The 24120-nt window shown below is 38.3% G+C and carries 22 protein-coding genes and 6 tRNA genes; 10 read left to right on the top strand and 18 right to left on the bottom strand.

Going from position 1 to position 24120, the window contains the following annotated elements; all coding sequences use genetic code 11:
- Nucleotides 1-39 precede the first annotated feature (39 nt).
- Nucleotides 40-618, top strand: a complete 579-nt coding sequence (locus tag AC056_RS00820) for a DJ-1/PfpI family protein (protein ID WP_213033462.1) — start codon at nucleotides 40-42, stop codon at nucleotides 616-618.
- Nucleotides 619-696: 78 nt separating this feature from the next.
- On the opposite strand, the gene AC056_RS00815 is transcribed toward AC056_RS00820, so the two are convergent.
- Both AC056_RS00815 and AC056_RS00810 read right to left on the bottom strand, forming a co-directional pair.
- Nucleotides 697-1215 carry a hypothetical protein gene (locus AC056_RS00815; RefSeq protein ID WP_139344609.1) on the bottom strand — a complete coding sequence of 173 codons (519 nt, stop codon included), beginning with the start codon at nucleotides 1213-1215 and terminating at the stop codon, nucleotides 697-699.
- Nucleotides 1216-1298: 83 nt separating this feature from the next.
- Nucleotides 1299-2366: a DUF1176 domain-containing protein gene (locus tag AC056_RS00810; protein WP_077162451.1), complete on the bottom strand. Its 1068-nt coding sequence runs from the start codon at nucleotides 2364-2366 to the stop codon at nucleotides 1299-1301.
- Between the two features lie 125 nt (nucleotides 2367-2491).
- Here AC056_RS00810 and AC056_RS00805 point away from each other — a divergent pair, with 125 nt between their 5' ends.
- Nucleotides 2492-3241: a DUF4850 domain-containing protein gene (locus AC056_RS00805; protein ID WP_077162450.1), complete on the top strand. Its 750-nt coding sequence runs from the start codon at nucleotides 2492-2494 to the stop codon at nucleotides 3239-3241.
- Nucleotides 3242-3283: 42 nt separating this feature from the next.
- On the opposite strand, the gene sbmA is transcribed toward AC056_RS00805, so the two are convergent.
- The 6 genes from sbmA to AC056_RS00775 all read right to left on the bottom strand — a co-directional run bounded on the left by sbmA (nucleotide 3284) and on the right by AC056_RS00775 (nucleotide 9388).
- On the bottom strand, nucleotides 3284-4480 hold the full coding sequence (gene sbmA / locus AC056_RS00800) for a peptide antibiotic transporter SbmA (protein ID WP_077162449.1): 1197 nt from the start codon (nucleotides 4478-4480) through the stop codon (nucleotides 3284-3286).
- A 235-nt stretch (nucleotides 4481-4715) separates the two neighbouring features.
- Complete coding sequence (locus AC056_RS00795) at nucleotides 4716-5951, bottom strand: threonine ammonia-lyase (protein ID WP_019457234.1); 1236 nt, start codon at nucleotides 5949-5951, stop codon at nucleotides 4716-4718.
- A gap of 196 nt (nucleotides 5952-6147) precedes the next feature.
- Nucleotides 6148-7119, bottom strand: coding sequence for a patatin-like phospholipase family protein (locus AC056_RS00790; protein ID WP_039249965.1), 972 nt, complete (start codon nucleotides 7117-7119; stop codon nucleotides 6148-6150).
- Nucleotides 7120-7285: 166 nt separating this feature from the next.
- Nucleotides 7286-8761 carry an alanine/glycine:cation symporter family protein gene (locus AC056_RS00785; protein WP_004705795.1) on the bottom strand — a complete coding sequence of 492 codons (1476 nt, stop codon included), beginning with the start codon at nucleotides 8759-8761 and terminating at the stop codon, nucleotides 7286-7288.
- Nucleotides 8762-8860: 99 nt separating this feature from the next.
- Nucleotides 8861-9001, bottom strand: coding sequence for a hypothetical protein (locus AC056_RS00780; RefSeq protein ID WP_077162500.1), 141 nt, complete (start codon nucleotides 8999-9001; stop codon nucleotides 8861-8863).
- A 183-nt stretch (nucleotides 9002-9184) separates the two neighbouring features.
- On the bottom strand, nucleotides 9185-9388 hold the full coding sequence (locus tag AC056_RS00775) for a hypothetical protein (protein WP_004705793.1): 204 nt from the start codon (nucleotides 9386-9388) through the stop codon (nucleotides 9185-9187).
- 509 nt (nucleotides 9389-9897) lie between these two features.
- Here AC056_RS00775 and AC056_RS00770 point away from each other — a divergent pair.
- Entirely contained in the window at nucleotides 9898-10602 is a 705-nt protein-coding gene (locus AC056_RS00770) for a nitroreductase (protein WP_019457237.1), read from the top strand.
- Nucleotides 10603-10626: 24 nt separating this feature from the next.
- Here the strand turns inward: AC056_RS00770 and AC056_RS00765 are convergent, their stop codons facing one another.
- Nucleotides 10627-11841: a multidrug effflux MFS transporter gene (locus tag AC056_RS00765; RefSeq protein WP_077162448.1), complete on the bottom strand. Its 1215-nt coding sequence runs from the start codon at nucleotides 11839-11841 to the stop codon at nucleotides 10627-10629.
- A gap of 127 nt (nucleotides 11842-11968) precedes the next feature.
- On the opposite strand from AC056_RS00765, the gene yccS reads away from it, so the two are divergent.
- From yccS to AC056_RS00745, 4 genes are all read left to right on the top strand, one after another.
- Nucleotides 11969-14143, top strand: coding sequence for a YccS family putative transporter (gene yccS, locus AC056_RS00760; protein WP_077162447.1), 2175 nt, complete (start codon nucleotides 11969-11971; stop codon nucleotides 14141-14143).
- Between the two features lie 100 nt (nucleotides 14144-14243).
- Nucleotides 14244-14819 carry an SdpI family protein gene (locus AC056_RS00755; RefSeq protein WP_077162446.1) on the top strand — a complete coding sequence of 192 codons (576 nt, stop codon included), beginning with the start codon at nucleotides 14244-14246 and terminating at the stop codon, nucleotides 14817-14819.
- Between the two features lie 159 nt (nucleotides 14820-14978).
- Entirely contained in the window at nucleotides 14979-17528 is a 2550-nt protein-coding gene (locus AC056_RS00750) for a PepSY domain-containing protein (protein ID WP_077162445.1), read from the top strand.
- 126 nt (nucleotides 17529-17654) lie between these two features.
- Nucleotides 17655-18440, top strand: coding sequence for a YdcF family protein (locus AC056_RS00745; RefSeq protein ID WP_077162444.1), 786 nt, complete (start codon nucleotides 17655-17657; stop codon nucleotides 18438-18440).
- 200 nt (nucleotides 18441-18640) lie between these two features.
- On the opposite strand, the gene AC056_RS00740 is transcribed toward AC056_RS00745, so the two are convergent.
- From AC056_RS00740 to AC056_RS00705, 8 genes are all read right to left on the bottom strand, one after another.
- A tRNA-Val gene (locus AC056_RS00740) sits at nucleotides 18641-18716 on the bottom strand.
- Between the two features lie 64 nt (nucleotides 18717-18780).
- A tRNA-Asp gene (locus AC056_RS00735) sits at nucleotides 18781-18857 on the bottom strand.
- A 41-nt stretch (nucleotides 18858-18898) separates the two neighbouring features.
- Nucleotides 18899-18974: transfer RNA gene (locus tag AC056_RS00730), tRNA-Val, on the bottom strand.
- 21 nt (nucleotides 18975-18995) lie between these two features.
- Nucleotides 18996-19072, bottom strand: a tRNA-Asp gene (locus tag AC056_RS00725).
- A 47-nt stretch (nucleotides 19073-19119) separates the two neighbouring features.
- Nucleotides 19120-19196, bottom strand: a tRNA-Asp gene (locus AC056_RS00720).
- Between the two features lie 24 nt (nucleotides 19197-19220).
- Nucleotides 19221-19296, bottom strand: a tRNA-Val gene (locus AC056_RS00715).
- Between the two features lie 206 nt (nucleotides 19297-19502).
- Nucleotides 19503-20006 carry a cell wall-recycling L,D-carboxypeptidase ElsL gene (gene elsL, locus AC056_RS00710; RefSeq protein ID WP_077162443.1) on the bottom strand — a complete coding sequence of 168 codons (504 nt, stop codon included), beginning with the start codon at nucleotides 20004-20006 and terminating at the stop codon, nucleotides 19503-19505.
- A 212-nt stretch (nucleotides 20007-20218) separates the two neighbouring features.
- Nucleotides 20219-20587 (bottom strand): YbaN family protein, encoded by a 369-nt coding sequence (locus AC056_RS00705; protein ID WP_039249953.1) that lies wholly within the window; start codon nucleotides 20585-20587, stop codon nucleotides 20219-20221.
- Nucleotides 20588-20691: 104 nt separating this feature from the next.
- On the opposite strand from AC056_RS00705, the gene AC056_RS00700 reads away from it, so the two are divergent.
- From AC056_RS00700 to dapE, 3 genes are all read left to right on the top strand, one after another.
- Nucleotides 20692-21585, top strand: a complete 894-nt coding sequence (locus tag AC056_RS00700) for a DUF1853 family protein (RefSeq protein ID WP_077162442.1) — start codon at nucleotides 20692-20694, stop codon at nucleotides 21583-21585.
- Nucleotides 21586-21697: 112 nt separating this feature from the next.
- Nucleotides 21698-21841 (top strand): entericidin A/B family lipoprotein, encoded by a 144-nt coding sequence (locus AC056_RS00695; RefSeq protein WP_002051109.1) that lies wholly within the window; start codon nucleotides 21698-21700, stop codon nucleotides 21839-21841.
- Between the two features lie 125 nt (nucleotides 21842-21966).
- Complete coding sequence (dapE, locus tag AC056_RS00690) at nucleotides 21967-23100, top strand: succinyl-diaminopimelate desuccinylase (protein ID WP_077162441.1); 1134 nt, start codon at nucleotides 21967-21969, stop codon at nucleotides 23098-23100.
- Nucleotides 23101-23236: 136 nt separating this feature from the next.
- Here the strand turns inward: dapE and AC056_RS00685 are convergent, their stop codons facing one another.
- Nucleotides 23237-24118, bottom strand: coding sequence for an alpha/beta fold hydrolase (locus AC056_RS00685; RefSeq protein WP_077162440.1), 882 nt, complete (start codon nucleotides 24116-24118; stop codon nucleotides 23237-23239).
- Nucleotides 24119-24120: the final 2 nt, after the last annotated feature.

Raw genomic sequence — 24120 nt, 5'->3', positions numbered from 1 at the left:
AAATCGAAATCACTTATATTTTAAAAAGAGGGATAAATCATGTCTAAAAAGATTTTAATGTTAGTCGGTGACTATGCTGAAGACTATGAAACTATGATTCCATTTCAGTTCTTAACAGGTTTAGGTTATACCGTGCATGCTGTTTGCCCGAATAAAAAGAACGGCGATCATATTGCGACTGCGATTCATGATTTTGAAGACGAGCAAACTTATAGCGAAAAACGTGGTCATAACTTCGCGATTAACTATGATTTTGATGCCATTAATACCGAAGACTATGTAGGTCTAGTTATTCCGGGTGGCCGTGCGCCAGAGTATTTACGCATGAATGATCGCGTTGTCGAAATTGTACGTGAGTTCGATCGAGTGAAAAAACCAATTGCAGCCGTATGCCATGGCGCTCAGTTACTCGCAGCGGCTGACATTTTAAAAGGCCGCCTCTGTTCTGCTTATCCAGCATGTGCTGTCGAAGTAAAACTCGCAGGTGGTCAATATGCAGATATTGCTGTGACTGAAGCAGTTACAGATGGACATTTGGTGACTGCCCCAGCTTGGCCTGCACATCCAGCTTGGTTAGCTCAATTTGTGAAAGTTTTAGGGGCTACAATTACGATCTAAAGAGATCTCTTTATCCCAAATACAATAAAGCCTGCTCTTAGATAGCAGGCTTTATAACTAAAATAGAAAACTAGATTTTTATCTTGTAATCCCTAATTTATTCCAAATTTCTGGTGTTAAAAACGTTGTCACCAATTTGTTTAGGTCGATATAGCGTAATGTGCCCTGCAACTGTTGTTTAACGGCTGGGTCTTTAACAATATCTTCACCAGCACTCTGACCTAACTGTTGGAAAGCTTCTCCAACTGCCTTAACACCTTCTGCCTTAATCACAGCTTTAGTTTGAGTAGAACATTGCTCTACAATCACACGCTGTAAAACTTGAGCCAGTTTTTGGTCTAACTGATCTTTTTGCTCAGGTGTTACATTACTAAATGCTTTTAAATCGGGATGAGCTGCTAAAGCCGTAAATGTCCACTGAAGCACTGTAGTTTTATCTGAAGCTGTTGTCGCTTTAACAAGACAATCACTGAGCTGATCGACCGTTGGACCCGCCATTGCAATTTGTGTTGTGCCTAGTACAGCCGCCGCCACATATATTGAACGACTCAGATGTGAAAACTTATGGCGAGCAATAGCGTAAAAATGACGTGACATAGGTCTAGCTCCAATAAACAATCTGTTCTTTTTATCACAGAGTCACCAAAGTTACCTGTTATGACTCTGTAACCGCAAAGTAGTTATTTCACCACAGACTCTATTCGATCAAGCTCCCACACCCCACCTGCTGCCAAGCCTTTACACATTCCTGTCCATATATCCTTAGTATGCACAAAGCTCTTGCCATCCCACACCCATTCTTCACTTGCCCAGCAGTCTCCTATGCCTCGTCCCTTTTGAGAACTGCTGATCATACCGCTATCGAAATCTGAAGCGGACTCGGTCACAAACGTTGCCTTACCATTTAAAGACTCATCGAGTACCCAAGCTCCATACCCTTCGTTATAAGCCCCTCTCCAACACAATGTAGTCGCCAGAACTTTTTGATTGGTTAATTTATATAGGTCAATTTCTTGTGGTTCAGCTCCATCACTATTACCACCATAAACGCCTTCACAAAAGCCGTCTTCTTTCGGATTCGGTTTAGCTGCCATCAGGCTACGGTATATTGTTTGGTACTGTTTATTTTTTGGCTGTAAAGTTAAGTAAGGTTTAGTTGCCGTTTTAATACGTTTTACAACTAGTTTTGGTTCAGGCATCAGCACTTGATTTTCATTGGCACTGCCCTTTTTGACTAAAGCACCAACGGTCCCAATACGCTTCTGAAAATCATCCATTTTTAATAACACAGCAGTCATACCAGCATCAGAAATTTTCCATTCATGTTGCGCATTTTTAAATACAATTTCAGTTTTCTGTTTAGACTGCTGCAGTACAGCATTGGCTTGTGAACTAGTTAATTTACCCATAATTGGCAGCTCAGTACCATCTACAGTCACAAGCCCTAAGTCTTTGCCATTGATATAAAAATGGATATTTTTAAGCTGATTTGCAGGCATGCTTTGTTCATAGTCAGACAAAGCAAACTCAACTTGCACAGGTTGTTTTGGCCCTGCTTTACGCGTTATTAAAATTGAAGCTGGATTATCACCATTGTCTTCATTTTGATAGCCAGCAGCCTTACAAGTACCGGTATTACTACAATAGATTTCCCACTCTTGATGAGAAAATGAAATGCCTTTAATGTCTTGAGCAAAACTATAAGAACTTATTGCCGCTAGGCAGCAAATTGAAAGTATATTTTTCATTTTCCATATCTCTATAAGTCTGTTTTTATTATGAAGTTAAAAACAGTATTCAATTTTGAATTACCTTATAGTTTAAAAGAATATGTTAGATTTATATAAGATTTTAAATTGATTACTTTCTAAAAATGAAAAAATTAAATTTTTTATTATGCACAGTATTGGTAAGTCTCACTTCAACTGCTTATGCAGAAGTAAAAAGCTTTACTCCTCATTTTCCAAAGTTTTATAGCTCTGCTGCAACACGCAAAGCAGATAATCAGTTCTATAAGCTTGGAGAAGCAAATTTTTTAAACGGCGTTACAGTCCCTTTTTATGGAGTAACGGCACAAAACCCTATAGAAGATGGTTTACTTAAAAGTTTTAAAACCTGTACGCCTAAAAGCTGCCATTTTAATTTTAAACTCGATGCTCAACATGCAAAACAACTCAAGCTTCTTGCATTACCTGAAACAGGATTAGTGCTTGTTCCACGTAACTGGCAAGATGTACAAGCAAATGCAGGTGCGAATGGAACTGGTTTTGCTTTAGCAATGAGTCCAGATCAAAAACAAGCGATAGAGCTTTATGACTCTTCTTTTTGCGTTGGGTGTGGATTACCAAATGCAACGCTTTATTTTCCTCAACTGCTAAAAGAAAGTGTTGAAGATGATTTTGGCGGATTCAAAGACCCAAAAAAACTCATTACCATCGTTCATCCCTCTAAAAAAGTGGCTTTTTTTAGTTATCAAATTCCACAAGTGAACAATAAAACGCATGGTATTGCCAAATATGATGATGAGGACACGTTCAACTACAAAGAGATTCAAGTCACCTTAGATAAATCTCAGCAATCATTAGTTGGTCCTATTCTTAATTTTTATAATGCAACTCATTAAATATTTGTACCTATAAAAAAACCCGCTTTCGCGGGTTTTTATTTATTTATGCAATATCGATTCAAAAGCTTTTAAACGCTTGTAAATCGAAAGTAACTCAATAATGGTTTTCCATGAACTAATTAAATATTGGAATGATTCACGAACCTTATCAAATACACCACCAATTTGGTTAATTAAGCCTAACGTCATCTTCCCGCTCGCAATTGCAGGGAATAAGACCACTAGACTATATAAAATGTCTAATTGCTTATACCAAGTTGCTACCAAGTTAAAGTAAGCATAATGAAAATAGAGACGGAAATAGTTTGTACGGACTCGACTGAAAAGCTCTTTTAAAGTAGCTGGTTTTGCACGGTCGATATGATCTTCACCATAAACCAATTCTTTACGATAAGCTGCTTCTACTTTTTGATTGTTAAATTGTAGACCAGGTAATTTAATACCAACCACCATTAATAAAATGGTACCAAAAGCAGCCCATACAATTGCAGCCCATACTAGAGAATGTTCTAGTTCACCAACAATTGGTAAAACAGGAACGTGTTTAGAGAGCTGAAATAAAATAGGTAAAAATGCGATTAAAATCATCGCAGCTTTTACCAGTTCAACACCTAGGTCCTCCATAATAGTCGCGAAACGCATCGTATCTTCTTGTACACGCTGCGAAGCACCTTCAATATGGCGAAGCTTTTCCCAATGTTCCGTGTAGTACTCATTCATTGCCGTACGCCAACGAAATACATAGTGACTTGTAAAAAATGCATTAATAACAGCTAAGGTTACAGCGACCATTGCAATATAAAGAAAAACTAGAGTTTCACTGTATAGTGCAGAGAGATCTCCACCTCCATCAGAAAGCATTTTCTGAATTAAGTCCCAAAACGGTACATACCATGCATTAATGGCAACACTGACCTGAACACCAAACCAGATGTTAAATAGAATAAAAGCAGAACCCCAAATGGACCATCTTTGCCAAGGATTATTGGAAATAATTTTCCAAAAACCAGCAAACAATGCTGTGGAGACTAAAAACCAGACATAAAACCATAAGAAAGTTGGAGACCAAAAACGGCTAACACCAACAGGTAATTGAGCTTGATGATAGTCTTGAGCAAAGCCGATAAAAGTTCCCCATGTGTTTCCACCTGTGTACCAGAGCACCATATTTAGTGCGATCCAAATAACCGCCGATATAAAGAAATATCGTGGTGACGGAAAAAATGATTTGAACATTGAGTGTTGTTATCCCTATATTTCTTCAAATTTGCAATGAAGAGAATACTAAAACCTAAACCTTAAAATTGTGAAGGGCAAAGTTTAGAGAATTGTCAGTTTTTCCCATTTCATTGAAGGATTTGATCGTTTTTTTGTAAATTCATCCTTTTTGCAATTTAATCCATTTAAATTGCTTCGTATATGACTCCCTTAAGAGCCATATACAGCTTTTATATGATAGCGATATCTGTGTTTAAATCTCTTCTTTACGAACAATATAGCCTTCGAGCTGCATAGCCTGAATTAAAGGTTCCAGATCTGGAGCACTTTTTAACTCAACATCAACACTAACCGCACTTTCTTTGGCACGACTTGTTGCAGCAAAGCGTTCATGGCGCAGTTCATAAATGTTACCGCCTTGCTCAGCAATAATTGCTGTTAAACGCGCTAAAGCACCCGGATTATCTGGTAATTCGACACGAATACGAACCATACGCCCCGTACGCGTCAAGTGACGCTGTAATACGGAAACCATCACTCGTGTATCAATATTGCCTCCAGATAAAACAACCCCGACTTTATGACCTAAAAATAGATCTGGTCGAGACATAATTGCAGCGATACCTGTCGCCCCTGCTCCTTCACATACTGTTTTCTCAATGTTAAGTAACAGCGCAATTGCTTCTTCAATCATGTCTTCAGTGACAACAACAATGTCATCAACGTATTCTTTAGCGACTTGGGTCGTAAGCTCACCCGGAGTTTTAACCGCAATACCCTCAGCTACGGTTGAACCTAAGGAAACTGCAATTTGATAGTTACAAAGCAATTTCGCCATGCTTGGGTAAACCACCGACTGAACTCCGATGACCTTAATTTTAGGGTTTATCGATTTTGCTGCAATCGCAATACCAGAAATGAGACCACCACCACCAATTGGCACAACTAAAATGTCTAATTCAGGAACAGCTGCAAGCATTTCGAGCGCAATGGTTCCCTGACCTGCAATAATTTCTGCATCATCAAATGGGTGGATAATCGTTAAAGATTCTTCTTGTGCAACACGGTGCATTTCAGCAGCAGCTTCAGAAAAATCTTGACCATGCAAAATAACGCGTGCGCCGTATTCACGTACTCGTTGTACCTTCACATTAGGCGTCGATTTAGGCATGACAATAGTGGCTGTTACGCCTGTACGCTGAGCATGATAAGCAACTCCTTGTGCATGATTACCTGCTGAAGCAGCGATTACACCATGTTGCTTTTCTTGTTCGGATAAACTCAAGAGTTTATTCAATGCGCCTCTTTCTTTAAAAGAAGCCGTAAATTGTAGATTTTCAAATTTCAGCCACATTTCTGCCCCTAGGGTTTTAGAAATGGTTTCTGAAAAAACAAATGGTGTTTTAACCACTAAACCATCTAAACGCTCTGCAGCGGCATGTATATCTTCTAATGTTGGAAACTCTTGTTTTACCTGTTGCTGAATCATCTAATTAGTCGGCCTCAATATGTTACAAATCAATTATTTTTTTGAAAAATAGCATGAATTTCTCACATCTGTCATGAGGAGTTTTCAGCATAGCTCCACTATACAAAAATTTTTATCAGCACATACAAATCTTTTATTTTTCAACAAAAAAGCCCGAACAGGGCTTTTATTTAATTTTCATATACTTGCTTTTAATTTATTTGGACTGGGCACTTAAACCGTCAGTGGAAAGATTCTGTTCAGCTATTTTTTCATCAATTGCAAACTGAATATCAGACAGTTTTGCATTTGCCGCATCTATACCTGCTTTCATGGTAGCTTCACGGCCTTTCACATCAAAAATATGTGCTTTTTCTCTTAAATCTGGTTGAATCACGACATCTGCATATTGAAGTTCTTCAGCAGCTAAACGCCCTTGCATAATATTAATATTCTGGTTGAAGAGCCCCCATACATTCGAAGTTTCCGTATAAATCGGTTGGGCCAAAATATCGACAGCAATAATAACATCAGCACCTAAATCACGGGCAACTTCAACAGGTACCGGACTGACTAAACCACCATCTACATATTCAGATTTACCAATTTTAGTCGGTATAAACATACTTGGAATGGATGCAGAGGCTCTTACAGCTTGACCAGTATTACCGTAATTAAATACGGTTTTAGTACCATGCTTAAGCTCTGTTGCAACCACGTACATTGGTATTTTCATTTTTTCGAGTGGTAAGTTATTTACTTGTTGATTTACGTAGTCTTCAACTTTTTTACCGTCAAAAAAACCTTTTAAACCGATACTAATGTCACGCACGTCGCCTGCTTTCATTTTCAATGCAGTATCACGCAGTTCATCAGGTGTTTTTCCACTCGCATAAATTGCCCCAACAATACTGCCTGCACTGGTTCCAACAATAAAATCAGGACGAATACCATGCTGCTCTAAAACTTCAATCACGCCAATGTGCGCATATCCACGTGCACCACCACTACCTAACACTAGCGCGACAACTGGCTTTTTCTGCTGTTTCTTAATTTTTGCAAAGGGCTGGTCAACAAAACGAGAGTATGCCTCTGCCGTTTGTGGTTTTAAGGCAGATAAGTGTGAGGTGGTCTGGCAGCCAGCCAACACCATAGAAAGTCCGATAATCCACAATTTAAGCTGTTTCATGACCCATCTTTGCACTATGACGTTAAATTTTGAACTGCAAGTTTAGTTGCTCGTTCTGTGAAAAGCTGTATTGAATTTATTTAATTTGTCATGTTTAAAATTTATACTCAAGTGTTTTTATGGTGTATAAAAAAAGCCCCTTATTTCTAAGAGGCTTTTTTGAAAATTACCAAATATCTGAATCGACTTTTTTCTTCAGCTCTGGATATTTATTAATTTTAAACTCTGGTTCTTTAATACCTTGTTTTAATTGCTCACGATAGTCTTTCAACAAAGTACGTGCCACTGGTGTTAATAGTAAAATTGCGATTAAGTTAATCGTCGCCATGATACCCATAAACAAGTCAGCCATTGACCAAACGAGTGGAACACTACCAATTGCACCGAAATACACCATTACCAATACAAAAATACGGAAGATGAACATAACTTTCGGATTGTTATTAATAAACTGCACATTACCTTCAGCGTAGGCATAGTTACCTAGTACAGCTGAATAACAGAACAAGAATAATAGAACAGCAAGGAAGTCCGATCCCCAATGCCCAACTTGAGTTTCTAAAGCACGTTGAGTTAATTCAACACCAACGAAGCCCGCATCATGGTAAACACCAGAAACCAAAATGATAATTGCAGTACTTGTACATACAATGAAAGTATCTACGAATACACCAAGCATTTGTACCAAACCTTGGTTTACAGGATGTTTTACATCAGACGCAGCAGCAGCATTTGGTGCAGAACCCATACCCGCTTCGTTTGAGAACAAACCACGCTTAATACCTTGCATCATTGCCATTGATACGGCAGCACCAAAGAAACCACCTGCTGCAGACTTAAAATGGAAAGCCTCAGTCACAATCAGCTTTAAAATATCAGGCAAAATTGCATAGTTGCTTAATGCAATATATAACGCAACAGATAGGTAAAGACCTGCTTTTAAAGGTACGAACATTTCTGCAAATTTAGCGATACGTTTGATACCACCAAAAATTGCCAATGCAACCATAACGACAAGCGCAATACCAACCCAAGAGATTTCTAAATCAACACCACCTAAATGAGCAATAAGATTGGCCTTGTCCCAACCCCATGCATGTGAAGATGCATTAGCAATTGCATTGATTTGAACTGAGTTAAATACGAATCCGTAAGTAAAGATTAATGCCAGTGCGAAAACTACACCGAAGGTTTTACTACGTAAACCTTGAGTAATATAGTAAGCCGGTCCACCACGGAACTGTTTGCTCTTGCTATCTCGAACTTTAAATAACTGAGCAAGTGTAGACTCAATAAAAGCCGAGCTCATACCAAGAACAGCTGTTACCCACATCCAGAACACTGCACCAGGACCACCAATTGCGATCGCGATTGCTACACCAGCAATGTTACCTACCCCAACACGGCTCGCAAGACCTGTTACAAATGCCTGAAAAGGTGTAAGACCATGCTCGTCTTCGCCTTCAGTACGACTGCTTTTCATAACACGAATACTTTGCAAGAACATGCGAATTTGCACTGCTCCAGTTAAGACCGTATAAAAAATACCGACAGCCAGCAAGAAAATAACTAGGAAATCCCATAAAGGGTCATTAAAAAATTTTACCCACGACATCAATGTCGCATTGAGTTGTTCATTCATACTCGGTCCGCTTACGTTCTTGCTAATGCGCTATTAGCACAAGCCAAAATACTGCAATAAACAAAAAAGCCCCTCAAAATTGGGACTTTTTCAGTACATTTAAGAAAAAACTTTTAATGTCAATTGAATAGCAATTATCGTCACAAGTTTAAGCAACATGATGCCCAGCACTAAGCCTTTGAAGGTTGCATGAGAGAAAGCACTCTTCAAATAAAATGAATTCATCGCATTACTGAACATAGTCCCATTGGGATGAACAGCATGCATCGACTCGGCTACAAACTTGGAAACTAACAAATGACCACCGCTAAATCAGCTCGCTTAATGATTCACATCAATTAATCGAGTTATAAAAAATCTGGATTTAAGCCATAAGCATATTTACATATACTTTTGAGCGAATGTCTAAACTGCATATAAATTTCAAAGACTGTAACAAGCCAGCGCTATAACGCGACTATCTGCGCCCCGATCCTTGCTACTCAAGAAGCGTGCGTTGAGATGCGTACCAAGCTGTTGTATTTTTTTTAGCCTAGTCGTTGCGTGAGTTAAGTTCATTTTCATGGTCGCAATGGTAATCGCCAATCCTTGTTTCATGAACTGCTTGTTGATGAGCGGTAAACTCATGTAAAGCTCCTTATACCTCGTGTATTTCTCCACTTCTGCATAAAAATCTTTTTGTAAAAGTATTTATTATGCAGCCACTACTTTTCCTAACGTGAGTATGGAGAAATCATACCTGCGTAAAAAAGTCGGTATTATGCAGAAATTTAAACTTTTGTGTATGTTTTTCATTAAAACTTTATATGAAAATTGGTTATTTTTTATATAAAGTCATCCGTTTTGTACTGTTTTTAAACATATTCTACCTTTTTTCTAATTGAATATTTTTCGCTCACCCAAGCTTAATCTTTGTTTTTTTATAATCGACAAACTCGCACTATTTTGTGCATTTAAGTCAAAAGTGGCATATTCGAATTATAATTAATCAGCCATTATGTCTAAACGAATCGCATCATCATACATGTAAGGATACCTCTTTTCTAATATTTTTTGCTTATAAATACAGCAACTTCAAGATGTGAAATGAAGCATCAAAACGTATTGGATTTTAGAGAATAAGATCAGGAGTAATCATGAGTTTGGAACAAGTCCATCTTGTTGACGAGGCTATCACCTCTCGACATTCTGTACGTGCCTTTTTAGACACTCCAGTACCACAGCAAATCATTAAAGATATTTTAACAGTCGCAAGTCGCGCTCCTTCCGGAACGAATACTCAACCGTGGAAAGTGTATGTTGTGACGGGACAAAAACGTGATGAAATGGTAGAGCGTGTCTGTGCAGCACAGATTGAGATTTCCAAAAATCCTGAACTTGCAGAACAATATAAAGAAACTTTTGCCTATTACCCTGAAAAATGGGTTTCACCTTTTATTGACCGTCGCCGTGAAAATGGTTGGGGACTCTACGGTCTATTGGACATTAAAAAGGGCGAAAGAGAAAAAATGGCTGCTCAACAGTTACGTAATTTCAAACTGTTTGATGCACCAGTCGGACTTTTCTTTACAGTCAATAAAGCAATGGGAATTGGTTCAAAAATGGATATCGCAATGATGATCCAGAATGTCATGGTAGCTGCTAAGGCCCGCGGTTTAGATACATGTCCACAGGCAGCTTGGAACCATTTCCACCCGATAGTTTTAGATATTTTAGGGGCCGCAGACGATGAAGATCTAGTATGTGCGATTGCATTAGGTCATGCAGATCCCGCACATATTGTAAATACCTTTATTACTCCTAGAGAACCTGTAGAGAATTTTGCAGTCTTTCTAGATTAAAAGTTTATCTAAACCTCTCTTAAATTATGAGAGAGGTTTGCTTTTTGCCTGCTGCGTCGCTTTTAAAACAACAATGAAGCCACTTAAAGTAAATAGCACCATCATTATCCCCATATTGAGTGATGCAGACCAAACAAGAAAGTTAAGAAGCAAGCCACCTAATAATCCACAAGCAAATTGCATACTGCCCATAATTGCACTTGCTGTTCCAGCACGAGCACCTTGCTTAGACATTGCAAGTGCCATAGCATTTGGACCTGTTAATCCAATTCCTGAAATCGCTAAAAATAATCCTAACATTACAAGCCATAAAGGTGCCATAGGGATTAAACCAGCAATTAATACAATGCTTGCACCTGTCACTTGTACCATTGAACCTGCTTTTAAACGCTTGGTAATTTCAACACGTGTTGTTAAATGCTTGTTTAACGATGACATCAGCATAATGCCAAAAGCATTGAGACCAAATACATAAGCAAACTCTTGCTGATTTAGGCCATATTGGTCCATAAAAACAGCTGGAGCAGAACTGATATAACAGAATAACGCTGCACCTGTTAAGCATCCTGCGAACATAGGTAAACGGAAACTCACATCTTTGAAAATAGCACCATATAAGGTAGCCACTTGATATAAAGATAGTTTAAGTCTTTTATCAATTGCCAAAGTTTCTTTGAAAAAGAAATGTACACATAGCCAACATATCGCGCCCACAATTGAAAGCGTAATGAAAATCGCTTGCCACGGAAACCAGATTAAAATCCAAGCTCCAATCATAGGTGCCAAAATAGGTGCTAAACCCATCACGATCATCATGCTAGAAAAAGCTTGAGCCGAGCCTTGAACATCCAATCTATCACGTATAGCGGCGCGAGCCATGACCACACCAACACAACCACCTAAAGCTTGTAAAATACGCGCTGCAATCAGACCCCATTCATTTTTAGCAAGCACGCACAATAAACTTGCAACAGCATAAAGTGCGAGACCAAAATAAAGCGGCTTCTTTCTTCCAATACGGTCGCTTAATGGACCATACACCAGCTGTCCAATGGCTAGACCAAAAAAATAAGCTGGTAGTGTATTTGCCACCATTTGCGTACTTACCCCAAAGTCGTGAGCCATTTGAGGCAACGCAGGTAAGTACATATCAATAGATAAAGGCCCTAAAGCCGTGAGTAACGCGAGCAACATAATCCAGCCAATAGAATATTGACGCTGGGCTGTTTGTTCAGACATAGCGATATTTCATTTTTCACTCATTTGCATACAGACAAGCTTACACTGTCTATCGTATGATTTGTGCAACATTGATGTAGAAATACACAAATCCTTTATCACTCAGGTTGATCAGCAAGGACTTCATTTGAAATCTTGGTTTAAACGCCTAAAAAGAGCGACTTATAACACATCATTTATGTATAACGTGCGAATGCTGATTGCCTTTTCAGGAACTGCGTTCGTGCCTTATTTTCTAGGCCATCAACTAGCAACTATTCCTCTCACATTAGGTGTGGTCGCAGCTGGTTTAAGCGATATTGATGATCGCTTTTCAGTGCGTATCATGAATTTGATTTATACCTATATTGGTTTCTTCATTACCGCAGCTTCCGTACAATTACTTTTCCCTTATCCAATGCTTTTTGCATTAGGACTGATTGCCTCTTGTATTGGCTGGATTTTACTTGGCTCATTAGGTCGTCGCTACGCAACAATTTCTTATGGATGTCTGGTTGTTTCGGTTTATACCATGCTAGGAGTCCATTTATTTGACCAGTGGTATATACAGCCAGCGCTTTTGGTCGTAGGTGCAGCTTGGTACGGTCTTATTGCAACAATTAGCTTTTTATTGTTTCCAGTGCGACAGCTTCAAGACAAACTGGCAGCCTCTTATGGCTCACTAGGTGATTTTCTATTTGCCAAGTCTAATTTGTTTGATGTTGATATGACTCCTGCGAGTTATCAGCAGAGCATGATTGATCTTTCATTAGAAAATGGCAAATTGATAACAATTTTTAATGATCTCAAAACTGCCCTTTTAACTCGTTTAAAGGGTGACCGTGGACAAAAAGATACTCGTCGTAGCCTACATTATTACTTTGTCGCACAAGACATTCATGAACGAGCGGACTCTGCCCATATCGACTATCAAAAGTTAGCAAAGATTTTTGAGCACAGTGATATTTTATTTAGATTTCAGCGCATTTTGGCAATTCAGGGTAAAGCTTGCCAAGAATTAAATGAATGTATTTTACAACGTAAACCATATATTCATAACAAACGCTTTAAGCAGAGTTTTGAGAACTTACGCTTATCTTTAGTAAAACTAAGAAATGATCAACAATATGACTTACTCTGGGTCAACGCACTTTTTGCCTTATACCGAAATTTAAAGTCGATTGACTCACAATTACTGAACTTAGAAACAGAACAGCACATTCAGTCTGACAAAGTGAAACAGGCTGAAAACCAACTCAAAGATGATGATTTAAAGGGTTGGAATGATATTGTTGTTCGAATCAAACAAAATCTAACACCTGAATCTGTGCTGTTTCGTCATGCCATTCGAGTATCGATTGTTCTTTTCATTGGATACGTATTTATACAAACCACTCGAATCGAATATGGTTACTGGATTATGTTGACTGCGTTATTTGTTAGCCAACCTAACTTTAACGCGACCAAGCGCCGCTTACGTTTACGTATAGTTGGAACATTAGTCGGAATTATTGTCGGCCTTAGCGTGGTATTCCTTGTACCTTCTGTCGAAGGACAATTAGTTATGCTGGTCTTAAGCGGCGTACTATTTTTCGAGTTACGCAGTAAGCAATATGCCCAAGCAACCGCTTTTATCACAATTTTGGCATTAATTAACTTTAACTTAGATGGCTCAGCAGTCGCTGCGGCTATTCCTAGATTTGTAGATACCTTAATTGGATGTGCTTTAGCGTGGTTCGGTGTCACCTTCATTTGGCCTGACTGGAAATTCCGTCGCCTACCCCGCAGCATTCGACGTTCCTTACAAGCACAATGTAATTATTTAGCGGAAGTAGTAAAGCAATACCATGAGGGACATAACCATGCACTCAATTATCGTATTGTTCGCCGTGCCGCTCATAACACCGACGCTGAGGTCGCTTCACTAATTTCAACTTTAGCCACTGAGCCAGATTTTGACCCTACCCGTAAGTCAGATATATTTGAATTTCTATGTCTTAATCATACATTTTTAAGTTATATCGCAGCACTTGGAGCACATCGGGAAAAGATTCAAGATCAAGCAGTTCTTAAAGTTCTAGATCAAGCGTTAGACGATATACAAGGGGCGTTATTAAGAGACGAAATGCCTGATTTGACAGCGCAGAATATGCTTAAAACAATACGTCAACGTTTAAGCCAAAATGATGAGGAAGACCAAAAGTCACTCATTATTTTACAGCAGTTATCACTGATGCTCAGTGTTTTAAACCGATTTAGTATGTTGAAACAACGACTAAGTCATGATCAAGATAATGATGCCAGCGAACTTGCTTCATTATAAAATTGACTCGGAATTTAGTATGAAATTGGCATAATATCCTTTCCTGACTTATGCCAATTAATGCTAAACTTAAAGCAGTTTACAATTTGTTATTTGCACTATGACCGCGAAAACTTTATATGCTTATACGCTTCAGCCAGTTCCTTACGAGGTAACAGAAGCTGAACAACGTAATGCACAGCTTCTTATCTGGCGCAGCACCAATAAAATCAGCACAAAAATCTGGGCAATTATGGGCGTAATTTTAGCCCTTGCGATTTTAGGTCTTATTTTTATTAAGAACTACTCTACAGTGATTTGCTGGGTTGCCATTGTTGGTGTAGTGCTTTATTACCTTGGCCGCACATATGGTTTGGAATGGTACGTTAAGCGTAAGATGAATGAATTTCCTGTACAGGAAATTAAAGGCATTCGCTTAGGTGTACAACCTCACGGTATCGTAATGCGCCAGCAAATGGGATTACAAGAAGGCGTTGGAACCATTGGATGGAAAAACATATATGAATGGTACAACACCCCTGACTTTATTTTAGTTAACTTTAAAGTAAAAGATCCTAAGGGCCAAGAACAGCAAGGTGCGTATATCTTGCCTAAACGTATGGATACTAAAAACTTTTCTTTTAATACAATTCGTAAGCATTTGAAAGAAACTGTAGGTGAGCCAAAAACTCTCTAATTTCTTCTCAATAAAAAAGCCTCCTACCTCGGAGGCTTTTTTATTATTCGAAAAATAAATGATAATGAAAATTAATATTATCTAGAAAATCCATATTATCTACTCAATCTTCGGCTATAATTGGTTACAAGATCTCCATCATGTTTACATTTTTCGACCATGTTTAAAAAGTTTTTATTTCAAATTCATTGGTTTCTGGGTATTAGTGCTGGCCTCATCTTATCAATTATGGGAGTTACAGGCGCGATCTTTTCTTATGACCAACAAATTTTAAAATGGGTAAATACAGATAGTTATGTAGTTCAAGCAGAAAGCTCCGCCAAGCTTACCCCTGCTCAGCTTTATCAACATTTCACAACCACCCAGCCTGAAATTAAAATTAATAGCATTACCATAGCCAAAGACCCTACCGCCTCATCTGTTGTAAACATTGAAAAAGAAGGCGAACGTCGTGGCTACAATATGATGGTCAACCCTTACACAGCACAAATACTGCCTGATGTTAAAGGTCGTGAGTTACTTTTATTGATACAACAAATTCACCGTAACTTAACTGCTGGAGAATTCGGTAAGCAAATTACTGGTGCTTGTGCCCTCATGCTCATTTATTTTGTCTTGAGTGGATTATATTTACGTTGGCCCAAAAAACACTCTGCACGTCAATGGCTTGCTGTTAAACCCAAACTTAAAGGTCGAAATTTTATTTGGGATTTACATGCTGTTGTAGGCACATGGGTAATTGTTTTTTATCTTCTTTTTGCTTGTACAGGTTTATATTGGTCATATGACTGGTGGCGTAGCGGTATGTTCAAAGTATTAGGTGTAGAACAACCCAAAATGCAAGGACATGGTGGAGCTGGACGTAATAAAGACAAATCCTCTACTGAAGCTAAATTAGATAACGCTCAACTGATTACTGCCCTCAACCAGACCTGGAGCGGCTTTAATAATAAAATCGGACGCGACTATTCAACTCTAACACTGAACCTACCGAAAAAAGACGATGGAAAAGTTGAATTGAGTTTTGTAGATGCAACACCACAACACGAGCGTGCACGCAACCAAGCTGTCTATAACTATAAAACTGCCAATATTGAAAAGATGGAGCTTTATGAAGATAAAAAGCTTAATCAAAAAATCATGAGCAGCATGTTACCTGTACATCGTGGCAGCTTCTTTGGACCAGTTTATCAATTTGTAGCAATGCTTGCATCTTTAGCAATGCCTTTGTTCTTTATTACTGGATGGATGCTTTATCTAAAACGCCGTAAACAGAAAAAACTAACCCAAGCAGCTCGCCAATCTTTAGCTGGCCACTACATCGACCAAAATGCTAAACCTTGGTTAATTACTTATGCTAGCCAAACTGGTGTGGCAGAACAACTCGCGTGGAGTACCGCAACTAGCTTACAAGAAGCACATCAACCTGTTCAGGTTAAATCTATACAAGAGTTAACTGAAGCTGATTTACAACAGTATGAACAGATTCTTTTTGTGATTAGTACTTATGGTACTGGAGAGGCACCGGACTTAGCTTCTAGTTTTGCTAAAAAGCTATTAAAAACGAAATTAGAACTTCAACATCTTAACTATGCCGTTTTAGCTTTAGGCTCGAAAGAATACCCCAACACTTATTGTAGTTTTGGTCACACAGTAGCTATATGGCTTAAAAATAATGGAGCAAAAGCCTATTTTGAGACGATCGAAGTAGATAATGCAAATCCTACACATATTCAAAACTGGAATCAGGCTCTTGCAAAAGCAACTAAACTGGATTTGCATGCTGTTAATCTTGAAAAAGTATTTGATAGTTGGACATTACAACACCGTGACTTGCTCAACCCTAATAGTCTAGGTCAACCTGCTTATAATATTGAGCTGACTGCCAAACATGAAGCTGTATGGCAAGCAGGAGATATTGCTGAAATACAACCGGGAAATAGTCCTGAACGTATTAATGCATTCTTACAGGAGCATCATATACTTAAAAATGCACTTGTAGACTCACTACAAATCTCTATTGAGAAAGCACTTTGGAATAAAGATTTAACCGGCGAAATTGAACCATTTGCTAATCTGGAGCATTTATTAGAACAGCTCCCTAATCTACCAACTCGAGAGTACTCGATTGCGAGCATTCCTTCTCAACAAATCCTTCGTTTAGTTGTTCGCCAGCAGTCCGATGAATCTGGCGATTTAGGCTTAGGATCTGGCTGGCTAACTCGACACACAGAAATTAATCAGAGTATTGCACTGCGTATTCGTACCAATGAATCTTTCCATTTAATTGATGATAATCGTCCAATTATTTGTATGGGTAATGGAACAGGAATCGCAGGTTTAATGAGTTTGCTTCATACTCGAACTCGTCATAACTATACTGAAAACTGGCTAATTTTCGGTGAACGCCAACGTGCTCATGATTTCTTCTATGCATCAACCATTGAAGCTTGGCAAACAATGGGAATGTTAAAACGACTTGATTTGGCATTCTCACGTGATCAAGAGCAACGTGTTTATGTTCAACATATCATTCGACAAAATGCAGAAGAATTGGCCAACTGGATTGAACGCGGCGCAGTTCTTTATGTTTGTGGAAGTATTGAAGGAATGGCTAGCGGAGTCGATCAAGCACTCATTGATATTTTGGGTGAAGAACAAGTCGATGAGCTAAGACAACAAGGTCGTTATCGCCGCGATGTTTATTAAATATTAATAAATAATAAAGCCGAGTAATAGCTAAAATGCTTTACTCGGCTTTTTATTGCAATCAGCATTGAATTCAGAATGATTTTGCATACACTGTCTGCAATTTAAATTGCAGCTTTAAACACAATGCAAGTCAGTAAGTGGATTCGAATTTTCTTAGCCATCATTGGTTCGATTTTATTTTTAGACGGCTTATTTCTAGCTTTTCTGAATAAAATTCATGTAGGCACCATTGTGCCTTTAGTCTTAGGGGCATTTTTTTGCCTCTATGCATTATTTTATTATCATCTGGAACGTTTTTTCTTTTACCACTATCGCCTGCATTCAGTTTGGCGTTTTGGGTGGTTATGCTTCTGGATCTGGCTCATTGGCTTAGGCTATTTCTTTAATTTTATTAAAAACAATAAAGATACAGGCCAAAACATTCCAGCGGTGAAAGCAATTATTGTTTTAGGAAGTGGTGTCGAAAATGGACAGCCTTCTGCCATACTTGCAAAACGCCTCGATACAGCAGCCCCTGTCGCCCTTTCACAACCTCAAGCAAAAGTTGTTTTAACAGGTGGTTTAGATTTTTCAGAAAAAGAAACCGAAGCATTAGTCATGTCTCGCTACTTGGAACAACGTTTTCATATAGCAAAAGAACGAATGATTCTTGAAGACAAAAGTACAAGTACTGAGCTTAACCTTAGAAACAGTAAACCACTACTTGAGCAAGCTCATATTAGTATTGATCAACCAATTGCCATTGTTACAAGTGACTTCCACACCCCACGAGCTGCAGCTATTGCAAAGAAACAAGGCTACACCCATGTTTATACAGTTGCTGCCGAAACTCCTTTGGTCACTCGCTATAATGCTTGGCTACGTGAATACTTTGCGTATGCGAGTGGTTGGATTCTAAACGAATATTAATAATGAAAAAAAGCTGCTAGTTCTTTAAGATATAGCAGCTTTAAACAAATTAAAGATACTATTTTGATTTAATGGTTAAATTCAGAGTTTAGAAAGGAGAAATTTGACTAAAAATAAAGTAGGAAAATAAAAACTAGAATAATAAAAACAAAAAAACACTAAATAAATTAGTGTATATATTTTTTAACTTTAAAAAAATATGGTGGGCGCTGACGGGATCGAACCGCCGACATTCTGCTTGTAAGGCAGACGCTCTACCAACTGAGCTAAGCGCCCTGATTAAAAAGACAACTAAGTAGCCTTTTTATATTACATCCTCTAGATCAGGGAATCAAGAGAATGGCGCAGCGGACGGGGCTCGAACCCGCGACCCCCGGCGTGACAGGCCGGTATTCTAACCAACTGAACTACCGCTGCACTTGCAATACTTTAAATAAATAAAGTATGGTCACAAATTATGGTGGGCGCTGACGGGATCGAACCGCCGACATTCTGCTTGTAAGGCAGACGCTCTACCAACTGAGCTAAGCGCCCTGCAAAAGCGTTTTATAAAAGTGGCGCAGCGGACGGGGCTCGAACCCGCGACCCCCGGCGTGACAGGCCGGTATTCTAACCAACTGAACTACCGCTGCACTTTCACAATATCGCAATTGTGGGGTAAACGATGTTAAGTCTTAAGTGGCGCAGCGGACGGGGCTCGAACCCGCGACCCCCGGCGTGACAGGCCGGTATTCTAACCAACTGAACTACCGCTGCACTTGAGAGCTTAACGTAAAGGCTTGGTGGGCGCTGACGGGATCGAACCGCCGACATTCTGCTTGTAAGGCAGACGCTCTACCAACTGAGCTAAGCGCCCTTAACGTCTTCATCGTTTGTGAGGTGCATTATAGAGAATCTTTAACAGGTGTCAAACGCTTTTCGACAACTTTTCAAAAAAATGCGAATGAATGATTAAAAATAAGTCATTATTAAGTAAAAAACAATTTTTTGTATTTTATTTAAGCACTTATTTTAATATTTTGATCATTCGAGGAATAAAACAGGAATATTTAAAATCATAATTTAGGTTAAAGATTGTTCAGACAGATAAACAAGAGCGTCTTCAGGGACTAAATCAAACAATTCAATGATTTCTTCGTTACGCATTCGAATACATCCATGTGACATTGGAATACCCATCGGTTCTTTATCCGGTGTCCCATGAATATAAATATAACGTTGCATGGTGTCGTGGCCTTCCCCTTTATTAAAGCCTTCTTCTAAACCATCTAACCAAAGAATACGTGACAGTATCCAATCTCGCTCTGGGAATTGTGCGGCAAGTTCACTGCTATAAACTTCACCTGTTTGGTTACGTGCAATAAAAACTGCATTCTTAGGCGCTTGCATACCAAATTTTTTGGCAACCCGATGCCATCCACGTGGAGTTTTCCCAGTATTTTCTTGTTCCCCTATTCCATTCTTACCTGTAGAAACTACATAAAACTTATTATGCTTAGGAAGGTTTAAAGTTTGGTTTGCTAAATCGATAAGAATATCTGCATCTTCAAGTTTAAATTGGGACATGGAATTTCTTCTCTTATGTGAACTCAACTCTATTTTGAGCTTTAATAAAATGAAATGGGAAATTTGTCGGGTGTCATGATTAAAAGATTATCAACCTTCTTTTATCCACGCGCAGCTTCACTTCTTGTCTTGCGCCAAAAATAAAAGATTATCAATCTTCTTTTATCTACGCGCAGTTTCACTGCTTGTCTTGCGCCAAAATTAAAAGATTATCAATCTTTTAATTTTGGCTCAGGGCGTAGCCATAACCAAATTGCAACAACGAGCATGGTAGTATCAGTGAAAACTTTCACCCAAAATGGCGCAGTGGTAAACAGCATTAAAATACCGCTTAAGGTCATCATAATACTGGCAATCCATTTCGCTTTACGTGGTACTGTGCCATTTGCTCGCCAGTCACGTAGAGTTGGCCCATATTTCGGGTGATTTAACAACCATGCATCCATCTGAGGCCAACCTTTTGAGGCAGCCCAAGCAGCCAGAATAAGAAACACTGTTGTCGGCATGCCCGGTAAAATTGCTCCAATAATACCAAGCGTGATAAAAATCACGACCAGAGTTCGCCAAAACAATGTTCGCATATATAAACCTTAAGCTATTGTTGATCGTAGTATAAAGTGTTTTTCTGGTATTGTTTTGTTGATCAACCATGAAATTGGGATGAATTATTTCGAGTACTAAACGTATGAATATTGCCTCAGTTAAAACATCCTATTTTGAACCATGGTTACAGTTTAATCACCCAATGGTAAGACAATTAGCATTTACCATTGCTAGCCCTAATTTACTTTGCCATCTTCCTCAAAGTCTCGCTATTCAGCATAGCTTTCAACTTCATTCTGATCTGACTTGGAGACAGCATTTTCAAAACTATCTACCACGTTTGCAACAACTAGATGAGTCTCCTGAACCTTTACTCCTGTTTATGTCTCGCCTTAAAAGCACGCGTTTAGGTTTACGTTTTGAGAACTTACTTTGGTTTTGGTTACAGGAAGACCAATATCATTCCTATCAATTATTAGGCCATAGTATTCAAAAAATTGAAGGGGCTAAGACGTTAGGTGAACTCGATTTTTTGGTTTTAAATAAAGAAACTCAACAAATTGAGCATTGGGAAGTTGCTCTAAAATATTATTTGGGCGAAGGACAATTAAATTTGGAACAATGGATTGGCCTAAATAGAGAAGATACTTTGAGTACAAAGCTTTATCACTTCACTGATAAGCAATTTCAATTTTCAGAAGCTTTAGATTTTAAAATTCAACAACGTTTTGCTGTTCTTAAAGGTCAGCTTTATCTACCACTCAATTTGGCTCAAGAGCAACCTATTCCGGACTGGATCAATTCAAACCGTCGTCTCGGATATTGGGGCACAAATATTCCTGACTCTAAATTTTATCGTCTAGAAAGACATGAATGGCTTTGCCCTAATAAACAGGTAAGCTCAAATACGGCTTATTGGTGGACTGATGGCTTATATTGCAAAAATAACGAAGACACCCAGTTTTATATGTTCAGACATCCTTCACTATTAAGCCTAGGCCATGTTGGCAACGAAAAAATGCCACTTTACAAGTAGGTATAGACTTCTAGAAACAATTTATAACGTTTTTACTATTAAATAGTCATGTTTCTTTTTACGTTTGTTTTTTAATCTAAATTTACTTCATTATTAAATTTAAACGGAGAAAATGATGAAAAAAGTTTTAGTCGCGTCTGTAATGATTGCATTTGTATTAACTGGCTGTAATACGTTCAAGGGTTTTGGTAAAGATGTCTCTAAAGCTGGTGATGCTGTAAGTAATACCGCACAAAAAACTGAGAATAAAATGTAAGTTATGCACAGCTTCGGAAAACCTTATCGCTTCGATAAGGTTTTTTTATTTTTAAATACCCAACCTTTAGAGATTCGCCTATTATATCGGACTATATTTCCCCTACTCAGCATGCAATTTCCGGTATGAACCACTCAGACACTCTCTCGCTTAGCTTAGAACTTTTACAACAGCCTTCTGTTACTCCTATTGACCATACTTGCCAAACCATTATGGCTGATCGCCTAGCGAAAGCCGGCTTTCATATTGAACCAATGCGTTTTGGGGATGTTGATAATTTATGGGCTCGTCGTGGAACTGAAGGCCCTGTATTTTGTTTTGCTGGACATACCGATGTTGTTCCAACAGGTCGTTTAGAAGCATGGAATTCAGACCCATTTGCACCAGAAATTCGTGATGGCAAATTATATGGCCGTGGTTCAGCTGATATGAAAACTGCCTTGGCTGCAATGGTGGTTGCATCTGAGCGTTTTGTAGCAAAGCATCCAGACCATAAAGGTTCAATTGCTTTTTTAATTACTTCAGATGAAGAAGGCCCTGCTGTTAACGGTACAGTTAAAGTTATTGAAACACTTGAAGAGCGTAATGAAAAAATTACTTGGTGCTTGGTTGGTGAACCATCAAGCACAAGTAAATTAGGTGACATTGTTAAGAACGGCCGCCGAGGTTCTTTAAATGGCGTATTGCACGTTCATGGTAAACAAGGTCATGTGGCGTATCCTCACCTAGCGCGTAACCCAATTCATGAAGCTTCAGCGCCCTTAGCAGAGTTATGCCAAACTGTTTGGGACAATGGAAATGAATACTTTCCTGCAACTTCATTCCAAATTTCAAATATTCACTCAGGCACTGGTGCAACTAACGTTATTCCGGGTACTTTAGAAGTGACTTTCAACTTCCGTTACTCAACAGAAGTTACAGCTGAACAGCTTAAGCAACGTGTGCATGAAATTTTAGATAAGCATGGTTTGCAATATGAGATTGACTGGAATTTATCTGGCCTGCCATTTTTAACTCCAGTAGGTGAATTAGTTAACGCTGCTCAAACTGCTATTTTAAATGTAACTGGTACTGAGACTGAGCTATCTACTAGTGGTGGTACATCTGACGGGCGTTTCATTGCTCCAACAGGCGCACAAGTTTTAGAGCTGGGTGTTCTTAACGCTACTATTCATCAAATTAATGAACATGTAGATGTACACGATCTTGATCCTTTAACAGATATTTATGAGCAAATTTTAGAAAATTTATTAGCTTAAAATATTAAAAAAGTGATCTATATAAAAAGCACCTATATTAGAGTGCTTTTTATTATTTTCAGTTTTCATTATTCTGCTTTTAAGAACATGAAATAAGATTTTCATTTGTTAAATCAGAGAGATAATTTTAGAATTGTTATAGAACTTCTTTTGAATGCTTATCTATCCACTGCAATATAGTTGGCCAAACCTCTTTAGCCGCATTTTGACTCAGTACAATTCGACTATGAGAATAATTTTCCAAGTTATTATTAGCATAGCCAAACTCACAGAATACATTGTTTTCATTTTCAAAGGCTTTTAAATATTTATAACAACCTTTAACAGGGGCAATAAATTTATCACCACTCCCAGAGATAGAGTATATTGGAACTCTAATAGAACTCATAAATTCTTTATAATCAATATTTTTAAATTCACTAATAAAATTTTGCTTTAAATTCCAATTAAACCAAGGCCGCATCGTATAATAGGTTTCATTTAAACGACCTAGCTTAAATTTATTAGCAGGAATCTGACCTAGACCTTTAGTTACTAGTTTTGCAGAAAACAATCTAATAAAATCAAATGAGTTATTTATAGCGCCAAATGCTTGGCAAGCAACCAAAGTAATACTTTTAATATTTTTCAAATATTCTGGATAGTTAATCAAGAACATTGTTAAGCATAAACCTCCACCACTATGCGTTACGCAGTGTAAAGAAGTTATATTAAAATGATCATGAATATAGTGAAATGCTGCCTTGTATTCATATAATGCAACGGTTTCAAAATTGAAGGGAAGATCTGTTTTGGGACTAGTACCATGCCCCCGCCATTCTAAAATAAAGCAGATATAGCCTTCTCTTGCCAAATAATCTGCAATACCCATACAAACAGTTTTATCTGAAAATGCCCCATGAGATAAAAAAATGGCTTGCTTCTTCAACATAGGATTATCTTTTTTATAAATTTCCCATAAGGCAAATTCACAATCATCATCCGTTTTTAAAATATGCAGCTCTTTATGAATTGACATTT

Source organism: Acinetobacter genomosp. 33YU (genome assembly GCF_001990725.1).
GTDB classification, from domain to species: domain Bacteria; phylum Pseudomonadota; class Gammaproteobacteria; order Pseudomonadales; family Moraxellaceae; genus Acinetobacter; species Acinetobacter seifertii.
This window is presented reverse-complemented; position numbering and strand designations above follow the sequence as displayed.